The 16,005-nt window shown below is 62.0% G+C and carries 18 protein-coding genes and 2 pseudogenes; 11 read left to right on the plus strand and 9 right to left on the minus strand.

Annotation, left to right across the window (positions count from 1 at the left end):
• Positions 1-10 precede the first annotated feature (10 nt).
• The 4 genes and pseudogenes from GU927_RS17825 to GU927_RS17840 form a co-directional block, all read left to right on the plus strand.
• Complete coding sequence (locus tag GU927_RS17825) at positions 11-1,165, plus strand: iron-containing alcohol dehydrogenase (RefSeq protein WP_161763808.1); 1,155 nt, start codon at positions 11-13, stop codon at positions 1,163-1,165.
• Positions 1,165-2,367 (plus strand): CaiB/BaiF CoA transferase family protein, encoded by a 1,203-nt coding sequence (locus tag GU927_RS17830; protein WP_161763809.1) that lies wholly within the window; start codon positions 1,165-1,167, stop codon positions 2,365-2,367. Before GU927_RS17825 ends, GU927_RS17830 begins: the two co-directional genes overlap by 1 nt.
• Positions 2,368-2,420: 53 nt before the next feature.
• The gene (locus tag GU927_RS17835) at positions 2,421-3,302 is read left to right on the plus strand and encodes a helix-turn-helix domain-containing protein (RefSeq protein WP_229825873.1); all 882 of its coding nucleotides are present in this window, start codon (positions 2,421-2,423) and stop codon (positions 3,300-3,302) included.
• A gap of 153 nt (positions 3,303-3,455) precedes the next feature.
• Positions 3,456-3,596: pseudogene (locus tag GU927_RS17840) on the plus strand (IS5/IS1182 family transposase); the annotation flags it as partial.
• 104 nt (positions 3,597-3,700) lie between these two features.
• Here GU927_RS17840 and GU927_RS17845 read toward each other — a convergent pair.
• Complete coding sequence (locus GU927_RS17845; protein WP_161763810.1) at positions 3,701-4,021, minus strand: H-NS histone family protein; 321 nt, start codon at positions 4,019-4,021, stop codon at positions 3,701-3,703.
• Positions 4,022-4,446: 425 nt separating this feature from the next.
• On the opposite strand from GU927_RS17845, the gene GU927_RS17850 reads away from it, so the two are divergent.
• The gene (locus GU927_RS17850; protein ID WP_161763811.1) at positions 4,447-4,851 is read left to right on the plus strand and encodes a single-stranded DNA-binding protein; all 405 of its coding nucleotides are present in this window, start codon (positions 4,447-4,449) and stop codon (positions 4,849-4,851) included.
• Positions 4,852-4,906: 55 nt separating this feature from the next.
• On the opposite strand, the gene GU927_RS17855 is transcribed toward GU927_RS17850, so the two are convergent.
• On the minus strand, positions 4,907-5,503 hold the full coding sequence (locus GU927_RS17855; protein ID WP_161763812.1) for a hypothetical protein: 597 nt from the start codon (positions 5,501-5,503) through the stop codon (positions 4,907-4,909).
• A 39-nt stretch (positions 5,504-5,542) separates the two neighbouring features.
• Between GU927_RS17855 and GU927_RS17860 the strand changes: the two genes are divergently transcribed.
• The 4 genes and pseudogenes from GU927_RS17860 to GU927_RS17875 all read left to right on the plus strand — a co-directional run bounded on the left by GU927_RS17860 (position 5,543) and on the right by GU927_RS17875 (position 9,668).
• Complete coding sequence (locus GU927_RS17860; protein WP_161763813.1) at positions 5,543-6,448, plus strand: hypothetical protein; 906 nt, start codon at positions 5,543-5,545, stop codon at positions 6,446-6,448.
• 137 nt (positions 6,449-6,585) lie between these two features.
• On the plus strand, positions 6,586-7,785 hold the full coding sequence (locus tag GU927_RS17865; RefSeq protein WP_161763814.1) for a DUF932 domain-containing protein: 1,200 nt from the start codon (positions 6,586-6,588) through the stop codon (positions 7,783-7,785).
• A 126-nt stretch (positions 7,786-7,911) separates the two neighbouring features.
• Positions 7,912-8,253: pseudogene (locus GU927_RS17870) on the plus strand (JAB domain-containing protein); the annotation flags it as partial.
• Positions 8,254-8,316: 63 nt separating this feature from the next.
• Positions 8,317-9,668 (plus strand): IS3 family transposase gene (locus tag GU927_RS17875; RefSeq protein WP_161763815.1). Its coding sequence is split into 2 segments (ribosomal slippage): positions 8,317-8,653 and positions 8,653-9,668, totalling 1,353 coding nucleotides; the frame shifts between segments, so codons are not numbered across the junction.
• A 36-nt stretch (positions 9,669-9,704) separates the two neighbouring features.
• Here the strand turns inward: GU927_RS17875 and GU927_RS17880 are convergent.
• The 3 genes from GU927_RS17880 to GU927_RS17890 form a co-directional block, all read right to left on the minus strand.
• Positions 9,705-10,955 carry an AAA family ATPase gene (locus GU927_RS17880; protein WP_232489267.1) on the minus strand — a complete coding sequence of 417 codons (1,251 nt, stop codon included), beginning with the start codon at positions 10,953-10,955 and terminating at the stop codon, positions 9,705-9,707.
• A 403-nt stretch (positions 10,956-11,358) separates the two neighbouring features.
• Positions 11,359-11,691 carry a type II toxin-antitoxin system RelE/ParE family toxin gene (locus GU927_RS17885; RefSeq protein WP_140847785.1) on the minus strand — a complete coding sequence of 111 codons (333 nt, stop codon included), beginning with the start codon at positions 11,689-11,691 and terminating at the stop codon, positions 11,359-11,361.
• Positions 11,691-11,981, minus strand: a complete 291-nt coding sequence (locus GU927_RS17890) for a hypothetical protein (protein ID WP_140847803.1) — start codon at positions 11,979-11,981, stop codon at positions 11,691-11,693. The genes GU927_RS17885 and GU927_RS17890 overlap by 1 nt, the downstream gene beginning before the upstream one ends.
• A gap of 274 nt (positions 11,982-12,255) precedes the next feature.
• Between GU927_RS17890 and GU927_RS17895 the strand changes: the two genes are divergently transcribed.
• The gene (locus GU927_RS17895) at positions 12,256-12,618 is read left to right on the plus strand and encodes a bactofilin family protein (RefSeq protein WP_112312858.1); all 363 of its coding nucleotides are present in this window, start codon (positions 12,256-12,258) and stop codon (positions 12,616-12,618) included.
• 6 nt (positions 12,619-12,624) lie between these two features.
• On the opposite strand, the gene GU927_RS17900 is transcribed toward GU927_RS17895, so the two are convergent.
• Together GU927_RS17900 and GU927_RS17905 are read right to left on the minus strand one after the other, a co-directional pair.
• Positions 12,625-12,939, minus strand: a complete 315-nt coding sequence (locus tag GU927_RS17900; RefSeq protein ID WP_112312860.1) for a WGR domain-containing protein — start codon at positions 12,937-12,939, stop codon at positions 12,625-12,627.
• Positions 12,940-12,981: 42 nt separating this feature from the next.
• Positions 12,982-13,191 carry a hypothetical protein gene (locus GU927_RS17905; RefSeq protein WP_126976287.1) on the minus strand — a complete coding sequence of 70 codons (210 nt, stop codon included), beginning with the start codon at positions 13,189-13,191 and terminating at the stop codon, positions 12,982-12,984.
• A 124-nt stretch (positions 13,192-13,315) separates the two neighbouring features.
• On the opposite strand from GU927_RS17905, the gene GU927_RS17910 reads away from it, so the two are divergent.
• Entirely contained in the window at positions 13,316-13,741 is a 426-nt protein-coding gene (locus tag GU927_RS17910) for a hypothetical protein (protein WP_112312862.1), read from the plus strand.
• A gap of 39 nt (positions 13,742-13,780) precedes the next feature.
• Here the strand turns inward: GU927_RS17910 and GU927_RS17915 are convergent, their stop codons facing one another.
• Positions 13,781-14,455 (minus strand): hypothetical protein, encoded by a 675-nt coding sequence (locus tag GU927_RS17915; RefSeq protein WP_126976285.1) that lies wholly within the window; start codon positions 14,453-14,455, stop codon positions 13,781-13,783.
• Positions 14,452-15,216, minus strand: a complete 765-nt coding sequence (locus GU927_RS17920) for a ParA family protein (protein ID WP_161763816.1) — start codon at positions 15,214-15,216, stop codon at positions 14,452-14,454. The genes GU927_RS17915 and GU927_RS17920 overlap by 4 nt, the downstream gene beginning before the upstream one ends.
• Positions 15,217-16,005: the final 789 nt, after the last annotated feature.

Consider the following 16,005-nt stretch of genomic DNA (forward strand, 5'->3'; position numbering starts at 1 on the left):
GGAGCCCATGATGGATTTCAACTTTCTCGCCACCCCCAGCATCGTCTGCCAGAGCGGCGGCCTCGCCCAGCTTGGCAGCCTGACCAAAGGTCTGTCAGTCACCCGCGCCTTCGTGATCACCGACCCCGGCATCGTCGCCTGCGGTTTTGCCGGTGAGGCGGTCGCGGCACTCAACGGCGCAGGCATCGCTGCCGAGATCTTTGATAAAGTGCAGGCCGACCCACCCATCGCGGTTGTCGAGGCCGCAGTTGAGGCCGCGACTAGCTTCGGCGCCGACGGCGTCATCGGTCTGGGCGGCGGCAGTTCGCTCGATACCGCAAAGGTCGTGGCGGTCGCCGTGGCCAGCGGCCAGCCGATTGCCGACATGATCGGCGTGGACCGCGTGAGGGGCCAGCGCCTGCCACTGATCCAGGTGCCGACCACCGCCGGAACCGGGTCCGAGGTGACCTGGGTTTCGGTGCTGACATCGGAGAGCCACGAGAAGAAGGCGGTCTATGCGCCGCAGCTTCTGCCCGACATCGCCCTTCTGGATGCCAAGCTCACGCTCGGGATGCCACGTTCGATCACTGCGGCCACCGCACTGGATGCGATGGTGCATGCGATCGAGGCCGCAACCAGCCGCACCCGCAAGAACCCTATTTCCGACGGTCTGGCCGACAAGGCGCTGGTCCTTCTGGGCCAGAACCTGCCCCGCGTGCTGGATACCCCGACGGACCTTGAGGCGCGCGAAGCGATGTTGCTGGGCGCCACTCTGGCCGGGATGGCCTTCATCAACGCCAGCGTCGGCGCGATCCACGCGCTGTCCTATCCCCTTGGCACCGGTTTCCACGTTCCGCACGGCCATGCCAACGCGCTGGTGGCAGGCCCGGTCCTGCGCTTCAACCTGCCCGTCGCCGAGGCGGAATACGCCCGCCTGTCGCGTCTCCTTTTGCCTGCCCGCCATTTCAACTCCGACGCGGCGGCGGCCCTTGCCCTGATCGAGGAAATGGAGCGGATGCTGAAGGCCAGCGGCCTCAAGGCCCGCCTGTCCGAGGTTGGTGTGACCGAGGCCGCCATTCCCGGCATGGCAAACGAGGTCGTGACCGGTATCAGCCGGCTGCTGGCCACCAACCCGCGCGACATGACGGCCGACGACGTGGCCTCCCTTTACCGCGAGGTGTTGTGATGCCCGGCGCGCTTGACGGAATCCGCGTCCTTGACCTCAGCCGCGTGCTGGGCGGCCCCTATTGCACCCAGACGCTGGCCGACCATGGCGCCGAGATCATCAAGGTCGAGCCTCCGCAAGGGGACGAGACGCGCGGCTGGGGCCCGCCCTTCAACGACGGGCTTTCCGCCTATTTTTCCGGCGCCAACCGCAACAAGCGCTCCATCGCCATCGACATCGGCAAGCCCGAGGGGCGCGACGTGATCCTGCGCCTGCTCGAAGGCGCCGACGTCCTGGTCCACAACTTCAAGTCCGGTGCTTTGGAAAAATGGGGTCTCGGCTATGATGCGGTGCTCAAGAACCGTTTTCCCCGCCTGATCCTTTGTCACGTCACCGGCTTTGGTGCCGATGGCCCGTTGGGCGGCTTCCCCGGCTATGACGCCGTGGTGCAGGCGATGACCGGCCTGATGAGCATCAACGGAAACCCGGCCAATGGCCCGACGCGGATGGGCACGCCCATCGTGGATATCGGCACAGGACTCATCGCCTGCAATGCGGTGCTGGCGGCTATCATCGAACGGTTCCGCTCTGGGCTGGGCCAAGCAATCGAAGTGCCACTTTACGACTGCGCCATCAGCATGATGCACCCGCAAGCTGCAAACAGCCTCATGTCGGGAAAGGTCCCGGTTGCCACCGGCAACGGGCACCCCAACATCGTGCCCTATGACATGTTCGAAACCCGAACCGGCAAGTTATACCTCGCCGTTGGCAACAACGGCCAGTTCGCCAAGCTCTGCGAGGTGCTAGGCCTGTCCGACGTCCCGCAAGACCCCCGCTTTGCCGACAACGCTGCCCGGCTGGCCCACCGCGCCGAAATCACGGAAATCCTGTCTGCGCGCCTTGCGGAGAGCGACGCCCGGGCGCTTGAACCCGCGCTGCTGCGCGCAGGTGTCCCGGCAGGCGTGGTGCGCAACGTGATCGACGCGCTTGACCACCCGCATACCCGCCATCGCGGCATGGTGGTGTCGGTCGGCAGCTACAAGGGCACTGGCGTTCCGGCACGTCTGTCGCGGACACCAGGCGAAGTCCGCGCCGCCCCGCCCCGGTTCGCACAGCATAGCCGTGTCCTGCTCAAGGAGGCGGGTTTTTCGGAACAGCAGATCGACGATCTGACGCAGTCGGGCGTCGTTCTTGAGGAACGGACGGACACGGTTCAGAGATGACGCGCAAAGCCGGGCCGCCAACTCGGCCCGACCGCCAATAAAGGGGGAGCCAGATGCAGAAAGCACTCGTGACGCCAGACCGGATTCCTGAGTGGATTCCCGGCACAATCACGATGGACAGTTCCGGCCGGGACTGGAAGGGCATCACGATGAAAGGCTACCACTACGATCGCCAGGACGCGGCCATCCCCGCGATGCGCGATTACATGATCGTAGCCTACGACGGAAATCCGACGACCATGCTGCGAACAAGTGGCGGATCAAGGCAAAGCGCGCCCGTTGGCAGGGGCAGGATCTCGCTTTTGACGCGGGCCGAGCAATCCACGTGGTGCTGGGCAGAACCGATCAAGGTTCGGCATATCTACATCGGTCATGACTGCCTTGAGGACACGGCACAGACCGTGTTTGGCCGCAGTCCGCAATCCGTCGAGATACAAGATCAGGTTTCGGCCGAGGATCCGGTTCTGCTAAACTGCTTCCACATGCTTGAAAACGAACTGCGCAACGGTGGCATGGGGCAGCGCCTGATGATTGACGCGCTGCGCAACCAGATCGCGGTGCATATGCTGCGACGCTATGCCCGGATCCGGCTTGCCGATGAAAGCGGCTCCGCCTTCAGCCCGACTCAACGCAAACGCATCATAGACCTCATCGAAGACCAGCTCAGCGAAAACATCAGCCTTGACGATCTCGCCGCTGCCGTCGGCCTCAGCCCGTTTCACTTTTCCCGCCAGTTCAAGGCCGACTTCGGGATCGCCCCATACGCCTTTGTAATCCAGAAACGTGTCAGCAAGGCACAGGAGATGCTCCGACGCGGGCGCCTTCCACTTAAGTCGGTCGCGCTGGACTGCGGTTTCTCCGACCAAAGCCACCTTTGCCGTACATTTCGCAAGATAGTAGGTGTGACGCCAGCCCAGTACCAGAACAGAGCATGACTTTCGCCGCGAGTATCATTTGCAGGTCTTGACCTTCTGCGAGCACAAACGATGGCGGACCTCTGTTGGGCTCTGACTTGCCCCCTCCACCAAGTCAGGACCAATTGATCATTCGCTCGCTGCGTCACTCGGACTCCGTGAGGAGACTGACCGATAAGCAACCTTTTCTGGCTGACAGACGCACAGATGGCGCGGTTTCAACCTTTCTTTCCAAAAGGCTATGGCAACCCCCGCGCCTTCATAAATCGCAATGGTGTGCTCTGGTGTGATACGCGTCGGGAGTATGGCCCAGCATTTGGATCGATCTGGAGGCACCGGGGATCACGTTTTCCACATAGCCGCCGTTGGCTGTGATCCGCACGAAGGGCTGCTAAGGGCCGAAAGCGTAGGTCAAGCCTTCAACTGATGGCCAGGTCGCTCGCGGTCTTTCCCGCATCCAAAGCCTTCACGAACCACTGCGGTTTCCGCCCCCGGCCGGACCAGGTGAGCGCCGGGTTCTCAGGGTGCCGGTATTTCGCCGCGGCAGGCGCACGGGAGGATTTCGTATCGGTGCTGACAAGTTCGGCCAAGGAGTAGCCCAGATCCCGGGCGAGCGCTTCTACCTTGGCGCGGGCTTCCGCCTTCTGCCGGTCCTCATAGGTGGAAATCGCCTTGGCGATGTCCTTCTGCATTTTCTTCAGCTCGCTGAGCGACAGTGCCTCGAGATCGTAATCAGCCATTTGTGCGGTCCGTATCCGAATGTCCCGGTATCGATCGCCCGTCGCGGCAGGGCGCCGCAACTCCCGGAGGGCAGGGGCAGGGGTGGCATAGGCTGGTGATCTCCGTTTTCGTCGCCGGTGAGGTGCTGAACTGGGGGGGCAGGCTGTCCCGATGGGCAAGGTGATAGGGTCCGGCATGGGCTCCCCGCACATCTCTGGCTTCTGGGCCATCCCTTCGACTGACAATCCCCTAATCCCGTTCTGGCTCTCGCGCGCAACCCCGCTTCAGTCCGGGCCGTGTTGCCCCTTTGGGGCTGCCCGCTCCACCCCGGTCCTCTGGGGGTTTCCGGCGTCCGTTCCGTCCACCGTGCACGCGTCACCCGACGGGCTTTTTCCGGGTCTTGTCGAAGGGACGGTCCCGAAGACAGGAGCAACAGGAGCTTACCATGCAGAACATCGTCATCCTCGCCGGCAACATCGGTCAGACCCCCGAAGTCCGCACCACCCAGGGCGGCACCAAGATCACCAACTTCAGCCTCGCCACCTCCCGCCCCCGCCTCTCGGAAGGTCGCGTGCTGCGCGACGAGAATGGCTACCGGGTCATGGACACCGAATGGCACCGTATCACCTGCTTCAACGGTCTGGGCAAGACGGTCGCGGAGCATTGCGAAAAGGGCATGAAGGTCCTCGTCCACGGCCGCATCCACTACACCAAGTGGATCGACAGCATGGGGAACGACCGCTACGGCTGCGAGATCATCGCCGAGAAGGTCGACTTCCTGAGCCGCCCGAAGTCGGCCGAGAACGAAAGCCCCGAGCTGGTCGACCGCGACGACGAGATCCCGTTCTGAGGATCGGGGTCTCCCCCTGGGGCCCGGCGGGGAAACCCGCCGGGTCTGTTAAACTTCAGCCTAGCGTCTTTATCGCCGCCAGCTTCTTGTCGATCCTACCGATGTGGTGGTCCCAGTCATCTGCCCAGCCCTCTGCGTTCGCTTGCTTGCAGAGCACCCTCGCCAAGGTCCAGTTGCCGCGCTTCTCTTCGATGATGCGAAGCTGCCGGTAGCCCGCGTGGGCCGGGATGAAGCCCCAGTTCTTGTCCTCGCGGAAGAACCGGACGACATTAGCCCCGAGGCCGATCTGGCGCTGGAAACTCTTCACGGCCTCGTCCAAAGCGAATGGATCGTGATCCCGCCACCGGTAATAGAACGCACCTCTGACCGCAAAGTAGAAGTGCAGGTCAAGAACCGGGACGTTCTCGTTTACCAGCGTGTCAGCCCGATCTAGCAGCTTGTACCCCAGATGGCGCAGGTGCTCCTTCTTCAGGTATTCCGCCAGCGTGCCGAGGCTGTTGGGGTTGGTCGACCGCGCAAGGCTTTCCGCCGTGCCTCCGCCTAGTGGCGCGAAGACCCCTTCAATGGTCGCGCGCACCTCCTGCGTGAAGGCGTCCGTCCACCAGTCACCGTTCGGTTTCGATTCGGCTTTTCGACGGATGAATGGCAGCATCCTGTTTCCCTGTCCCACCACCGTGGGTAGCATCGCATCATGCAAATACCTGACGACATCACACCCATTCTGCGCGAGATCGACCAGTCGCTCAAGGAGAAGGCAATACCGCCACACTCGCGCCCCATCATGGCGGTGATCGAGTTCGGAAAAAGGTTCCGCATCAGTCTTCCCATTGCGAAGCTCCCGCCCGGTGCACCGGCAGAACTGGTCGCCACCAGCGTATACACCGACCGCATCCACCGCTGGTACGAAGAGGTCTACGGCGATCTGATCAAGACCGATTTCTCAGAGGAGGCCAAGGTCGCGGTCCTCGCGGATGGGGACATCTGGGAGATGCGAATTCCGTTGAGCTACGGGATGACGGTTATTGGGGTGAAGCGCGAGTTGCCGAAGGAGACCGGCAACACGATCGGGACGAAAGTTCTGGACCTCAACGCTTGCGCCTCCCTTACTGGCATCACCGAGGCCCGCCTTCAGCACTTCTCGGATGATGACCTGAACGAGGTCTATGGGCTTTTCGTGGTGGGCCTCGACGTTCGCAAGGCATTCGACCGTTTCCGCAAGGCCGACCCTATGTTCGCTGCCGCCGAGGATGACTGGGCTGCCGCCGTTGCGAACATGACCAGTCAGTCACCGAACTGGGGACACGCGAGATGGGCATCTCTTCAGATGACCGAGAAGTTCATGAAGGGCCTGATCACGCTGGTTGGGGACGTCCCGGTCAAACGGGTTCACGACCTGACGGCGTTGCACGACGCACTCGCCTTCTCTGCCGCGGGCATGAACCTCAAGCACCTCCTTGCGGACATCCAATGCGGCGCTGGTGTCCGCTATAACGACCCGAAGATGCCATCCACGCGCCAGCAGGCCTACGCCGCGCACAAGGCCAGCCTGCTCGTCGTACGTGTCTTGGGCGACGTCCAATACAGCCAAAACCGATGACCACCCGCAGGCCTCGGACACTGCCGCTTTGCTCTAATTCGCCATTGTGAACCCAAGAGTGAGAGGAGTGCCGGTTTCCCGGTGACGGGTTGAGGGCAGGGAGAGTGGCTCCCGGCGCCCGTCGCGGGAGATAGCCGATGGGCGTTGTGGAAGTTCTGGATCCGGTTGCACCGACGCGGGCTGGTGGCTGGAAAGTGGATGTGAGCCGGGGTGAGCGGAACGGGCGAGTGTCGTCCGAATGGTTCAACCGGCCGGATGACGAGCGGTATCTGTCGCTCGACGATCTCTGGGCCAATGTGAAGAGCCGCTCCGAGCGCAGCCGCAGCAGGGTGGTGCAGACGGTCGACATCCGAGTCGAGGCGGCGCGCGACAACCCCGAACGGTTGCACCTGATGCTGCCGAAAGCGCACGAGCCGGTTGCACCCACGCACTGGGCCTTCGGCCAGCTTGCCAGCATCGTCGGCGCTCCGGCCTCCTACCTGCGGCAGTTGCCCGCGCCGCTGGCGGGGATCAACCTGCAGTATGGCCTGACCAATCACCGCGCAGAGCAGGTGAAAACCTTCGAGACGGAAGACGGCCGCACCGAACTGCGCGCCGTGACCGGTCCTGACTATGGCCGCATCCATGACCATGAGTTAGTCGAGGCCGTGCAGCGCATCGCGGGCAATGGCACGGGCGACACGCGCTGGAAGGTGCCGGGCGTGCTCGACTGGTCGACCGGGGTCTACAACCCTGATGTAGAGATCAGCCGCGACACGACCACCCTCTATGCCTCGGATCGCGATGTTTTCCTGTTCCTAGTCGACGATCACAACCCGATCGAGGCGGGCCGGCTGCCGGACGGCTCCCCCGATCTCTACTTCCGGGGGTTCTACTGCTGGAACTCCGAGGTGGGGGCCAAGACCCTCGGCATGGCGAGCTTCTACCTTCGGGCCGTGTGCCAGAACCGCAACCTCTGGGGCGTCGAGGATTTCCAGGAGATCACCATCCGCCACTCGAAATACGCCGCTTCCCGCTTTGCCCATGAGGCGGCCCCGGCCCTGACGCGGTTCGCCAATTCCTCGCCGCAGGGGTTCGTGAACGGTATCAAGGCGGCGCGGCAGCAGATCGTGGCACGGACAGATGAGGATCGGGATGACTTCCTGCGGAAGCGTGGCTTCTCGAAGGCCGAATCCGGAAAGATCATCGAGAAGGTGCTGATGGAAGAGGGCCGCCCGCCCGAAAGCATCTTCGACTTCGTGCAGGGCATCACACGGCTAGCACGCGACAAAACCCAGCAGGATGCCCGCCTCGACATGGAAGGGCGGGCCAAGAAGCTCCTCGACCGGGTCGGCTGACGCCGGGCCCGAAAACGCGACCGCTCGCACGCGCGGCGGTCGCGCCCCTTTCCCTTCCAGCAGCACGCCACTGGCTCCGCCCCGAAAGGGTAGGGGGCTTCGATGTGCGCAATCAGCGAGACACCCATGACCCCCCACGAAGAAACCATCGTCCTCGAGGCCCGTGACATCCTCGGCCGCTACCTCAGCCAGAACCCGGTCATCGGCAGTTGGCAGGCGCTGATGGACTATTGCGCGCTGACCGTCCGCGGCCCGATCGAACGCTTCCACGTCCTCTACCTCGACCGCAAGAACCGCATCATCTCCGATGAGCTCTTGTCGACCGGCACGGTCGATCACGTTCCGGTCTACCCGCGCGAGGTGATCAAGCAGGCGCTGATGCTGAATGCCAGCGCCCTGATCCTGATCCACAATCACCCGTCAGGCGATCCCACACCGTCGGAATGTCCGGCATCACCACCCACGGAACAGTTTGGCGTGATTGCGTAGCGGAGGGTTTGTGGCTCATCTTGACCCCAGTTGGAGTTTAAGATGATGAAGAAACCGGTGACGACCAAGGCCCCTGCCGAGCAGGTCGTGAAAGACATCCGGCGCGCGACGCGCAAGTTGCATTCGTCCGAGGAGAAGATCCGGATCGTTCTGTCCGGCCTTCGTGGCGAGGATAGCATTGCTGAGCTTTGCCGCAAGGAAGGCATAGCTCAGAGCCTGTATTACAGTTGGTCAAAGGAGTTTCTTGAGGCCGGCAAGAAGCGGCTGGCTGGTGATACTTCTCGTCAGGCCAACACCGGCGAAGTGAAGGGCCTGCGCGCCGAGGCTTTGGCGCTGAAGGAACTGGTGGCCGATCTGAGCCTCGAAAACCGCCTGCTCAAAAAAAACATGACCGGGGCTGGGGGAGAAGGCGAATGAGGTATCCCGCCGCTGAGAAGCTTGAGATCATCCGGCTGGTGGAGCAGTCGCATCTGTCGGTCCGGCGCACCCTTGCCAAGATCGGCATCCCGCCCACCACGTTCTACCGGTGGTATGACCGCTTCGTCGAACACGGGCCGGAGGGGTTGGAAGACCGCCCTTCACGGCCTTCCCGGGTCTGGAACCGCATCCCTGAGGCCGTGCGGGACCAGATCGTGGACTTGGCGCTGGAAGAGCCGGAGCTGTCGCCGCGCGAATTGGCAGTCCGGTTCACTGACACAGAAAAGTATTTTGTGTCAGAGGCTTCCGTATACCGCTTGCTCAAAGCGCACGACCTCATCACCAGCCCAGCCTATATCGTCATCAAGGCGGCAGATGAGTTCAAGGACAAGACGACGGCGCCAAACCAGATGTGGCAAACCGACTTCACCTACCTCAAGGTCATCGGCTGGGGCTGGTTTTACCTTTCTACGATCCTCGATGACTACTCGCGCTACGTCGTCGGCTGGAAGCTCTGTGGCAACATGCGGGCCGAGGATGTCACCGACACGCTCGACATCGCCCTGACCGCGTCCGGCTGCAGCAGCGCAAAAGTTCTGCACAAACCCCGGCTTCTCAGCGATAACGGCTCGTCCTACATCGCAGAGGGTCTGGCCAGATACCTCGAGGATAAAGGCATGAAACATGTCCGCGGCGCCCCGATGCATCCCCAGACTCAGGGCAAGATCGAACGATGGCACCAGACCCTCAAGAACCGCATCCTGCTCGAAAACTACTTCCTCGAAGGCCAGCTTGAGGCTGCCATCGCCGCCTTCATCGAGCACTACAACAACCACCGCTACCACGAGAGCATCGGCAACCTGACCCCGGCTGACGTCTACTTTGGCCGAGGCGAAAACATCCTAGCCGAAAGGAGGCGCATCAAACACCAAACCATCCAAAACCGTCGCTTGAACCATCAGCGTCAAGCGGCATAGCCTGAATCCGATGAGCCAATGACCTCCGCTCCAAAATCAGGCCGCCTGTTCCAAATCATTCGACGACGGACACTGAACATGCAGATGCGCCTCCGGCTCCTCGATCAGCACGAGTTGCAGGGGTTCGATGCCACGATCGTCCGGGGTCACCACCTGTGATTTGAACTTGCCTACCTGCATCCAGTCATCGCGGAAACGCATGAGCTGAAACACCATGGAGATCAGGTTCTGGAAGCCCAAGCCATTGTAGCTTTCGGGCAGCTTCACCCCGGACTTGTCGCCGGAAAGATCGTACTGCACAGCCGCTGGGTGATCGAGCCCGTCAATGGGCTTGACCTGCGTGGAAATGGATAGTTTTGGATTGTTGAGTCCGCCGGGATAGCCGAGTGCTTCCAGCTCCTCAATGGCATTGGCAAAGCCAACCTTGAGGCGGGCATTGAAGGTGGTCTCAGCATCATGAATCGCTTCCAGCGCCTTGACGTCGTCCGGCGTGGGGTCCTTTTCGGGGTCAATATGTTTGCGAAAGTAGGGCTGTATTTGGCTGGCGATCTTACGGCTGGCTGCGTTCATCGACTCATCGTCGTCGCCACTACTGTCCCCCGCATCTGCGAAACCGCGTTGCGCGTTGATCTCTCGAATGTGGATGAGGCCAGCAAATGGATTCGCACCGATCCCCTCAGACAAGGGCGGCAGTGGATGCGGCTCCACCGGCCCTGTCATAGCGAAGTTCGCAGGATCCAAAAGATAAGCATTGAGCTCGAACAGGTCCCTTAGGCGCTTGTCCAGGAATTCCCGCATGTCGCGTGGCCAAAGCGCGAACCCACTCGCCGTTGCGCCGCCGGGTTGCAGCTTCTGAGCAGCCTCTCGCGCGGCCAGGTATTGCGCTTTGATGTCTACCCCCTTCTTTGGCTCAACGCGCAGGCGCACCCCGAGCAGGCCGCCAGTCCATGTAAGTGTGGGGATCAGATGCGCGACATGGTGGAACTCTGACGTGTCGGCATGGAGCCAGACGTCGAGGAACGGAAGTTGTGCCAAGAGCGGGCTGAGATCCGCCTCGGCCTCATGTGTCCAGGCTTCCGCTATTTGTTCGATCGCGGCCCAGTTGGAGGCGGTAACATCGCGCGTGTCGATGCCACCGCGATCCTTGAGGAATTTGCGCAGCGCCTTCATGGCCGATGTCTTGCCGCTATTGTTGGCCCCAACGAGCAGAGTCTGCTTGTCTGACAGGTCCAAACGGGCGCGCCGCAATTTGCGAAAATTGAAGACTTCAATGCGTGTGAGTTTCATAATATTGGTGCTCCCTCGCAGGAATTGCTGCGCTAGTGTCAGCATACATTCTTGTTCTGCGGGTTTGTAGCCGCGCTCAACCGTCAGGGTTCCTGACAGTCTGCATGGGTCTGGTTATTCGCTTCGCGGACTCATAGGGCAAGGTGGAAGTCGCACAGTGGGTAGTGGGCTGTCATCGATCTTGAGGCGCAACGCCGGAAGCCTTGGTGTCTAGTCTTTTGGTCGCACCCGTCGTCTGGGTTGCTGCCTCCTGAATGCCCAATTCCTCTTATGCGTTTGCAGCGAATGACCACTTGCCGCCCGCCGCGGCGATATAGATTACATAATCAAAATTATGCGTCATAGCTTTGTAGCCGCAAAGTAGAACTGTCGCACACGCCCTTCTCGCCACGGCGCACCTCAGTCATCCGCTGAAGGACTTCCTCGCTTCGCCTTCGGTCATCCAGTCCTGCCCACCGAAGGCAATGAGTGCGACGAAGACGCAGTTCTTGTTGAGATCGGCGCGGAACACGACGGTTAGACGATGGCCGCGTCCACCATGACGGACCAGCCATCCGTCCAGCGGTGGCGCCAAGCGAACGCCTGACATCGGGTTGGCAGAGATGTCGGCAATCAGGTCGTCGACCTCATCAAGGCGCCTGCCGGCGGCGTCGAAGTCTCCGCCGGTGACGTCGACGATGTGATCCACCAACGCGGCAAGGTCTTGGTCTACCAAGGGATGTCGAACGATGCGCATCAGGCAGTGGTGCCACCGGCAGCCTTTGCAAGTCGAGCAAGATGCGCGCGCGCGCCTGACGTGATGCTTTCGCCCGTTCGAACGGGTTCCCAGGTATCAGGGGGAAGCGCGAGGCGCCGCTGGACTTCGGCTTCAAAGAGAAGACGCTCCCGCTCCCGCGCTGCCCGCGCGCGTGCCATCTCGCCAGAGACCGCAGCGCTTATGTTCGGATACTCGCCGCTCTCGACCAGCTCTCGGGCGAAGTTGAAAGCTGCATCCGTGAAGCTGACACTCTGTTTGTGTACGCCCATCATCGTCTCCGTCGGTAGTCCATTGGAGCACCATAGCCTTCCCGCTGAATGTTTTCAACAATTGGAAGCGGGCAAGGGTCTGGATGTCATGGCTGAGCGATAGACGCAGAATCTATAGCTCACGAGGGACGACCGGCAGACGATCCTTGCCGGACGAGTTGTGCAATGCCGAGTGCTGCCGCGCTTCTTCGCCGATCACGGCGCCGCGTGTTGCCCTTTCGTTTCGCTTCTGGTCCAGTCATGCAGCACGACGTTGAGCTAAGGCGGCACCAAGATGAATACCCCAAATGGCGACCTCGACCGTTGGCCGGACCCGGCCGTCGCAAACGCTCGCCGCAGCGTCTTCGCGCAGGACCTTGTCGTCGAAGGTGATGCCACCTCCAATGGACCGATCGAGGTCCAAGGCAATGTCGTTGGCTCACTGCGGGCGCCGGAGATCACCGTGGCTGGTTCAGGTCGTGTTGAAGGTTCCGTGGTCGCCCACGACCTCGTCGTGCTCGGGGTGGTTTCCGGCAGGGTCTCAGCGCGAAACGTTCAGCTCGCACCGAGTGCGGTCGTGCAGGCCGACGTCACCCATGAGCAGATCGCCATCGAGGCCGGTGCCGAGCTGGAGGGCAGGCTTCAGCGTAAGGCCTGACAGATCTCACACCACAAGGTCTGGCGGCAGCATTTGGCCAGCAGGCAGATAGCCCCGCCGCATCTTCTGTCGAAGAGTTTGAGATGCCGCCCTCTCCGCTTCTTCCACGGTGGCGCAAGTCTCGAGTCTTGTCCGTCCGTGCGTTCCGATCCGGCCCCAGGTCCGCAAGACGGAGACGTCTCCGAACAGCGTCGCCGCAACATCGATGCAGTAGAATCGCGCCATCTTGTGCTCAGGGTCGATGCGGTGCAGATGTGCCAGAGCCAAGGCGGTCCTCCTCTGCACAGACTCCGCCTTATTGCTCTCCAAGTCTAATTGCATTTCTGAATCGATCCGGGCGGTCCGATTCAGAAAGCTGATGGGTCATGGTGACGGATCGCCCGGTGTTCCCTCGACAACCTCGACCCAGAGGACGCCACGCAGGCTTTCTTCCGGGACCAGCCACACGGTCCTGAACCGGCCATTCACGGTGCGGTGCCGTTCTGCAACGAGTTCCCGGTCTCCGCGGTCGATCCGCCACAGGCGACGATCGATGGTCGGGCTTTTGGAGCTGCTTCTAGCGACCTCTTCCATACCGGCCTCCTGTCATCCGTTGACGGCTAGCGGTCATGGACATGAACTCTGTCAGAACATATCTAACGACATCAGAAGTGGTGCTTTGCTGTCGCCACGCGAACCACGAAAGGCTTTCCTGTCGATGCATGTTCTGTCCCCCGTTCTGGCTGTTTCCGCGCTTGCGGCGATGTCTGTTCCCGTCCACGCGCTCGACGCCTGGACGATAGGTGTCGAACGTGGCCTGCCGACCTACGCGCTCACCAGCGAAGCGGGTGAGGTGCGGCTTGTCTGCGATCCGGATCGCGTCTTTGGGCCAACGCCCAACGGCGCGTTCGTGGTTCGCTTTGTCAAAGACGCCGCACCGGACATGGTCGTCGTTCTCGCAAAGTCGGGCGAACAGGCCCGCCTGCCGGTCAACAACGGCATCGCCGCACAGGCATCGGTTGACGCAGCGGACTGGTCGAAAATGGTGGCTACCTTCCGCTCGGGCGGCGAGTTCGCGCTCGTTACAAGCGCCGACAGTCTGACCTTCGAGACAGCGCCGCTGCCCGATCTTGCCTGCGAGTAACCGGAGGCAGTTCATCGAATTCTGTTGCATTGTCCGGGTCTATCTGACGCGTCGCGCCTCGATCAGCAGCGACGCAATCGCGGCGAGGAAGGCACCAACGATCGTCGCCCGGGCCTCGATCAGCCAAGGGTCATCAAGTGCCGCATGCATAGCCCGGATAGCGGAGCTTTGGGCGTAGACGGTCATCGGTTCGCCGACCGCCATGTCCGATGCTGCCATGGCAAAGATGCGCCTCGCCTCATCGACATGCGGCGCAAGATCATCTTCCGCCAAGAGCCGCCGCAGTTCGGCCCGGGCTTCCTTGGCAAAGGCGCGCAGCATGTAGGCTGGGGTCACGTCGCCCGCGCCAGGGATCTGCTCAAGCTGCTTCTCGATTGCCAGCGGCAGCCGAAAGAGGACCACCAGCTTCTCTTTCCGGGGCCTCGCCAACCCACTGGCAGCACATTCGGGCGGCGAAGCGGGGGACTGCGGCCGACCACTCTCCCCTTCCCTCTTCCCGGCAAACTCCGGGTCGGCCAAGTGCTCCGTCGTCATGTCGGGAAGCTGGGCCTTGCCGCACTCGACATTTCCTCCCTGCTCCGGCGCACGCCGTTCGGCAAGAATGCGCGACTGCACCTCGCGCGATGACCGCAACCGTGCGGCGGAGTTCTGCAGACCTGGTTCTTCCGCTGCCGGGGAGGGTGCGACACGTGCAGGAAGGCGGAAACGGCTCATGCAGGGATCACCTCGTCGATCCCGGTCAGGACAAGTTCCGCAACTACAAGCTGGCGTGTGATGGCATCCGCCACCAGCCGACCGCCGGGTGCTTTGGCGTTGGCGCGGGCCGCCGGTCCAAGGGGGCCGTGATAGCCCAGTTGTTCGAGGATTCTCGAATGCGGAACGATCACGTCGAGATGGTCGAGACGCAGGATCTCTTGCAGCACGTCTTGGTCGCGCTTTGGCAGTTGAGCCATCCCCCCTTCCCGGGTTGCGGCGTCGATGATCTTCGGCCCCGCGTCCATGACGAGGACCCGGACCGCGGGGAACCGCTCGCCCTCGGCAATCGAGGCGCGGAGGTCGTCCATCCAGAGGACGGCGCGATGGGTCATTTCCCATTCGGCGTAGACGGGGCGGGCTGGGATCAGCACCAGATCGGAGATCAGGCAGAAGTCCTCGGTGTCGGTGTGGGTGCCAGGCCGGGTGTCGATCACGACGAGATCGACGCCGCGCGCTTCCTCGGCCTCGAGGAGCGACAGAAGCCCTTCAACACTTTCCGGTGGCGAGAGGATCGCCAGGCTCTCCGGCCAGTCGGGCTTTTGCGCACTCTCCCACGTGGCCAGTTCGAAACTGTCGCGCCAACGGCCGAGTTGAGCGTTCACATCACCGTCGATCAGGGTGACGCTGCGCCCGAGGTTCAGTGCTGCAGATGCGAGAAGCATGGCGGTCGTGGTCTTGCCCGAGCCGCCCTTGGTCTGCACGATGGTAATGACTTGCATGAAATGACGCCTCCACAAACGGTACTCGATACACCTTGCACCGACGCCCGGCGTTCTTTCATGACGCTGCGGAAGGCAGTGCACCGCGGGCAAGCCAAGATCCAGCGAAGCCGTTGTAAAGGCGTCACTAATCCGACCGACGTGCGGTGCGCCGTTTAGGCATAAGGTTGCAGAAACGTCAAATGGCATGTGCTGGAAGTTGTAACACACCGCCGAAGCCTTCATGTTTCCTAAGGATTCCCGCAGCCGTGATGCTGCGGCGCGGCGTCCGAGCACTCCTTCGGCCTAGCCGCAATCGAGGCTATCTGCCTTCCGGCCCGTATGACGGTTTGCATGTCTGCATGCCTGCATAGGTGACAGGCCGCATGCCTGCGTTGGAACCTGTCCGCACGGCTGATCCGAAGGCAGGGTGACATCAGGCCTCTGTCTAGGGACGATCCCGAATATGACCCGCCAACCGGATGCATGCCGGACAATCTGCCTGCTTGCCTGTCGGCCTGCTTGCCAGTTCGCCTAGTGACGGGTTGACGCTACGCCGATCCAGCCTGTGGCTTCATGCCCAAAGCCATTCATCGTCGGCCATCTTCCGCAATGGGCAGGCCTTGAAGCATCTTGAGGCCCCTTCCCCGGCCCCCCTTCTCTTCCCGGGCAGCCCTTCCTTCAGACTGTCGTGCCCGTCCCAACAGCCCTCATGGAGGGACCGCACACTTCTGCAAAGCCCAAGGTTTCAAGGCGCTCGACCACTTTGGTCTCGCGTTGCACGGAGGCCTGACGGCCGGGGCGCAGGGA

Source organism: Paragemmobacter amnigenus (assembly GCF_009908265.2).
GTDB lineage: Bacteria > Pseudomonadota > Alphaproteobacteria > Rhodobacterales > Rhodobacteraceae > Paragemmobacter > Paragemmobacter amnigenus.

What these genes read in the sequence shown, in the direction of transcription:
- GU927_RS17895 (WP_112312858.1), top strand. Translation starts at nt 12,256, where the DNA reads ATGAATACCCCAAATGGCGACCTCGACCGTTGGCCGGACCCGGCCGTC.
- GU927_RS17850 (WP_161763811.1), top strand. Translation starts at nt 4,447, where the DNA reads ATGCAGAACATCGTCATCCTCGCCGGCAACATCGGTCAGACCCCCGAA.
- GU927_RS17825 (WP_161763808.1), top strand. Translation starts at nt 11, where the DNA reads ATGGATTTCAACTTTCTCGCCACCCCCAGCATCGTCTGCCAGAGCGGC.
- GU927_RS17855 (WP_161763812.1), bottom strand. Translation starts at nt 5,503, where the DNA reads ATGCTGCCATTCATCCGTCGAAAAGCCGAATCGAAACCGAACGGTGAC.
- GU927_RS17905 (WP_126976287.1), bottom strand. Translation starts at nt 13,191, where the DNA reads ATGGAAGAGGTCGCTAGAAGCAGCTCCAAAAGCCCGACCATCGATCGT.
- GU927_RS17835 (WP_229825873.1), top strand. Translation starts at nt 2,421, where the DNA reads ATGCAGAAAGCACTCGTGACGCCAGACCGGATTCCTGAGTGGATTCCC.
- GU927_RS17900 (WP_112312860.1), bottom strand. Translation starts at nt 12,939, where the DNA reads ATGCAATTAGACTTGGAGAGCAATAAGGCGGAGTCTGTGCAGAGGAGG.
- GU927_RS17880 (WP_232489267.1), bottom strand. Translation starts at nt 10,955, where the DNA reads ATGAAACTCACACGCATTGAAGTCTTCAATTTTCGCAAATTGCGGCGC.
- GU927_RS17915 (WP_126976285.1), bottom strand. Translation starts at nt 14,455, where the DNA reads ATGAGCCGTTTCCGCCTTCCTGCACGTGTCGCACCCTCCCCGGCAGCG.
- GU927_RS17860 (WP_161763813.1), top strand. Translation starts at nt 5,543, where the DNA reads ATGCAAATACCTGACGACATCACACCCATTCTGCGCGAGATCGACCAG.
- GU927_RS17845 (WP_161763810.1), bottom strand. Translation starts at nt 4,021, where the DNA reads ATGGCTGATTACGATCTCGAGGCACTGTCGCTCAGCGAGCTGAAGAAA.
- GU927_RS17890 (WP_140847803.1), bottom strand. Translation starts at nt 11,981, where the DNA reads ATGGGCGTACACAAACAGAGTGTCAGCTTCACGGATGCAGCTTTCAAC.
- GU927_RS17830 (WP_161763809.1), top strand. Translation starts at nt 1,165, where the DNA reads ATGCCCGGCGCGCTTGACGGAATCCGCGTCCTTGACCTCAGCCGCGTG.
- GU927_RS17885 (WP_140847785.1), bottom strand. Translation starts at nt 11,691, where the DNA reads ATGCGCATCGTTCGACATCCCTTGGTAGACCAAGACCTTGCCGCGTTG.
- GU927_RS17865 (WP_161763814.1), top strand. Translation starts at nt 6,586, where the DNA reads ATGGGCGTTGTGGAAGTTCTGGATCCGGTTGCACCGACGCGGGCTGGT.
- GU927_RS17910 (WP_112312862.1), top strand. Translation starts at nt 13,316, where the DNA reads ATGCATGTTCTGTCCCCCGTTCTGGCTGTTTCCGCGCTTGCGGCGATG.
- GU927_RS17920 (WP_161763816.1), bottom strand. Translation starts at nt 15,216, where the DNA reads ATGCAAGTCATTACCATCGTGCAGACCAAGGGCGGCTCGGGCAAGACC.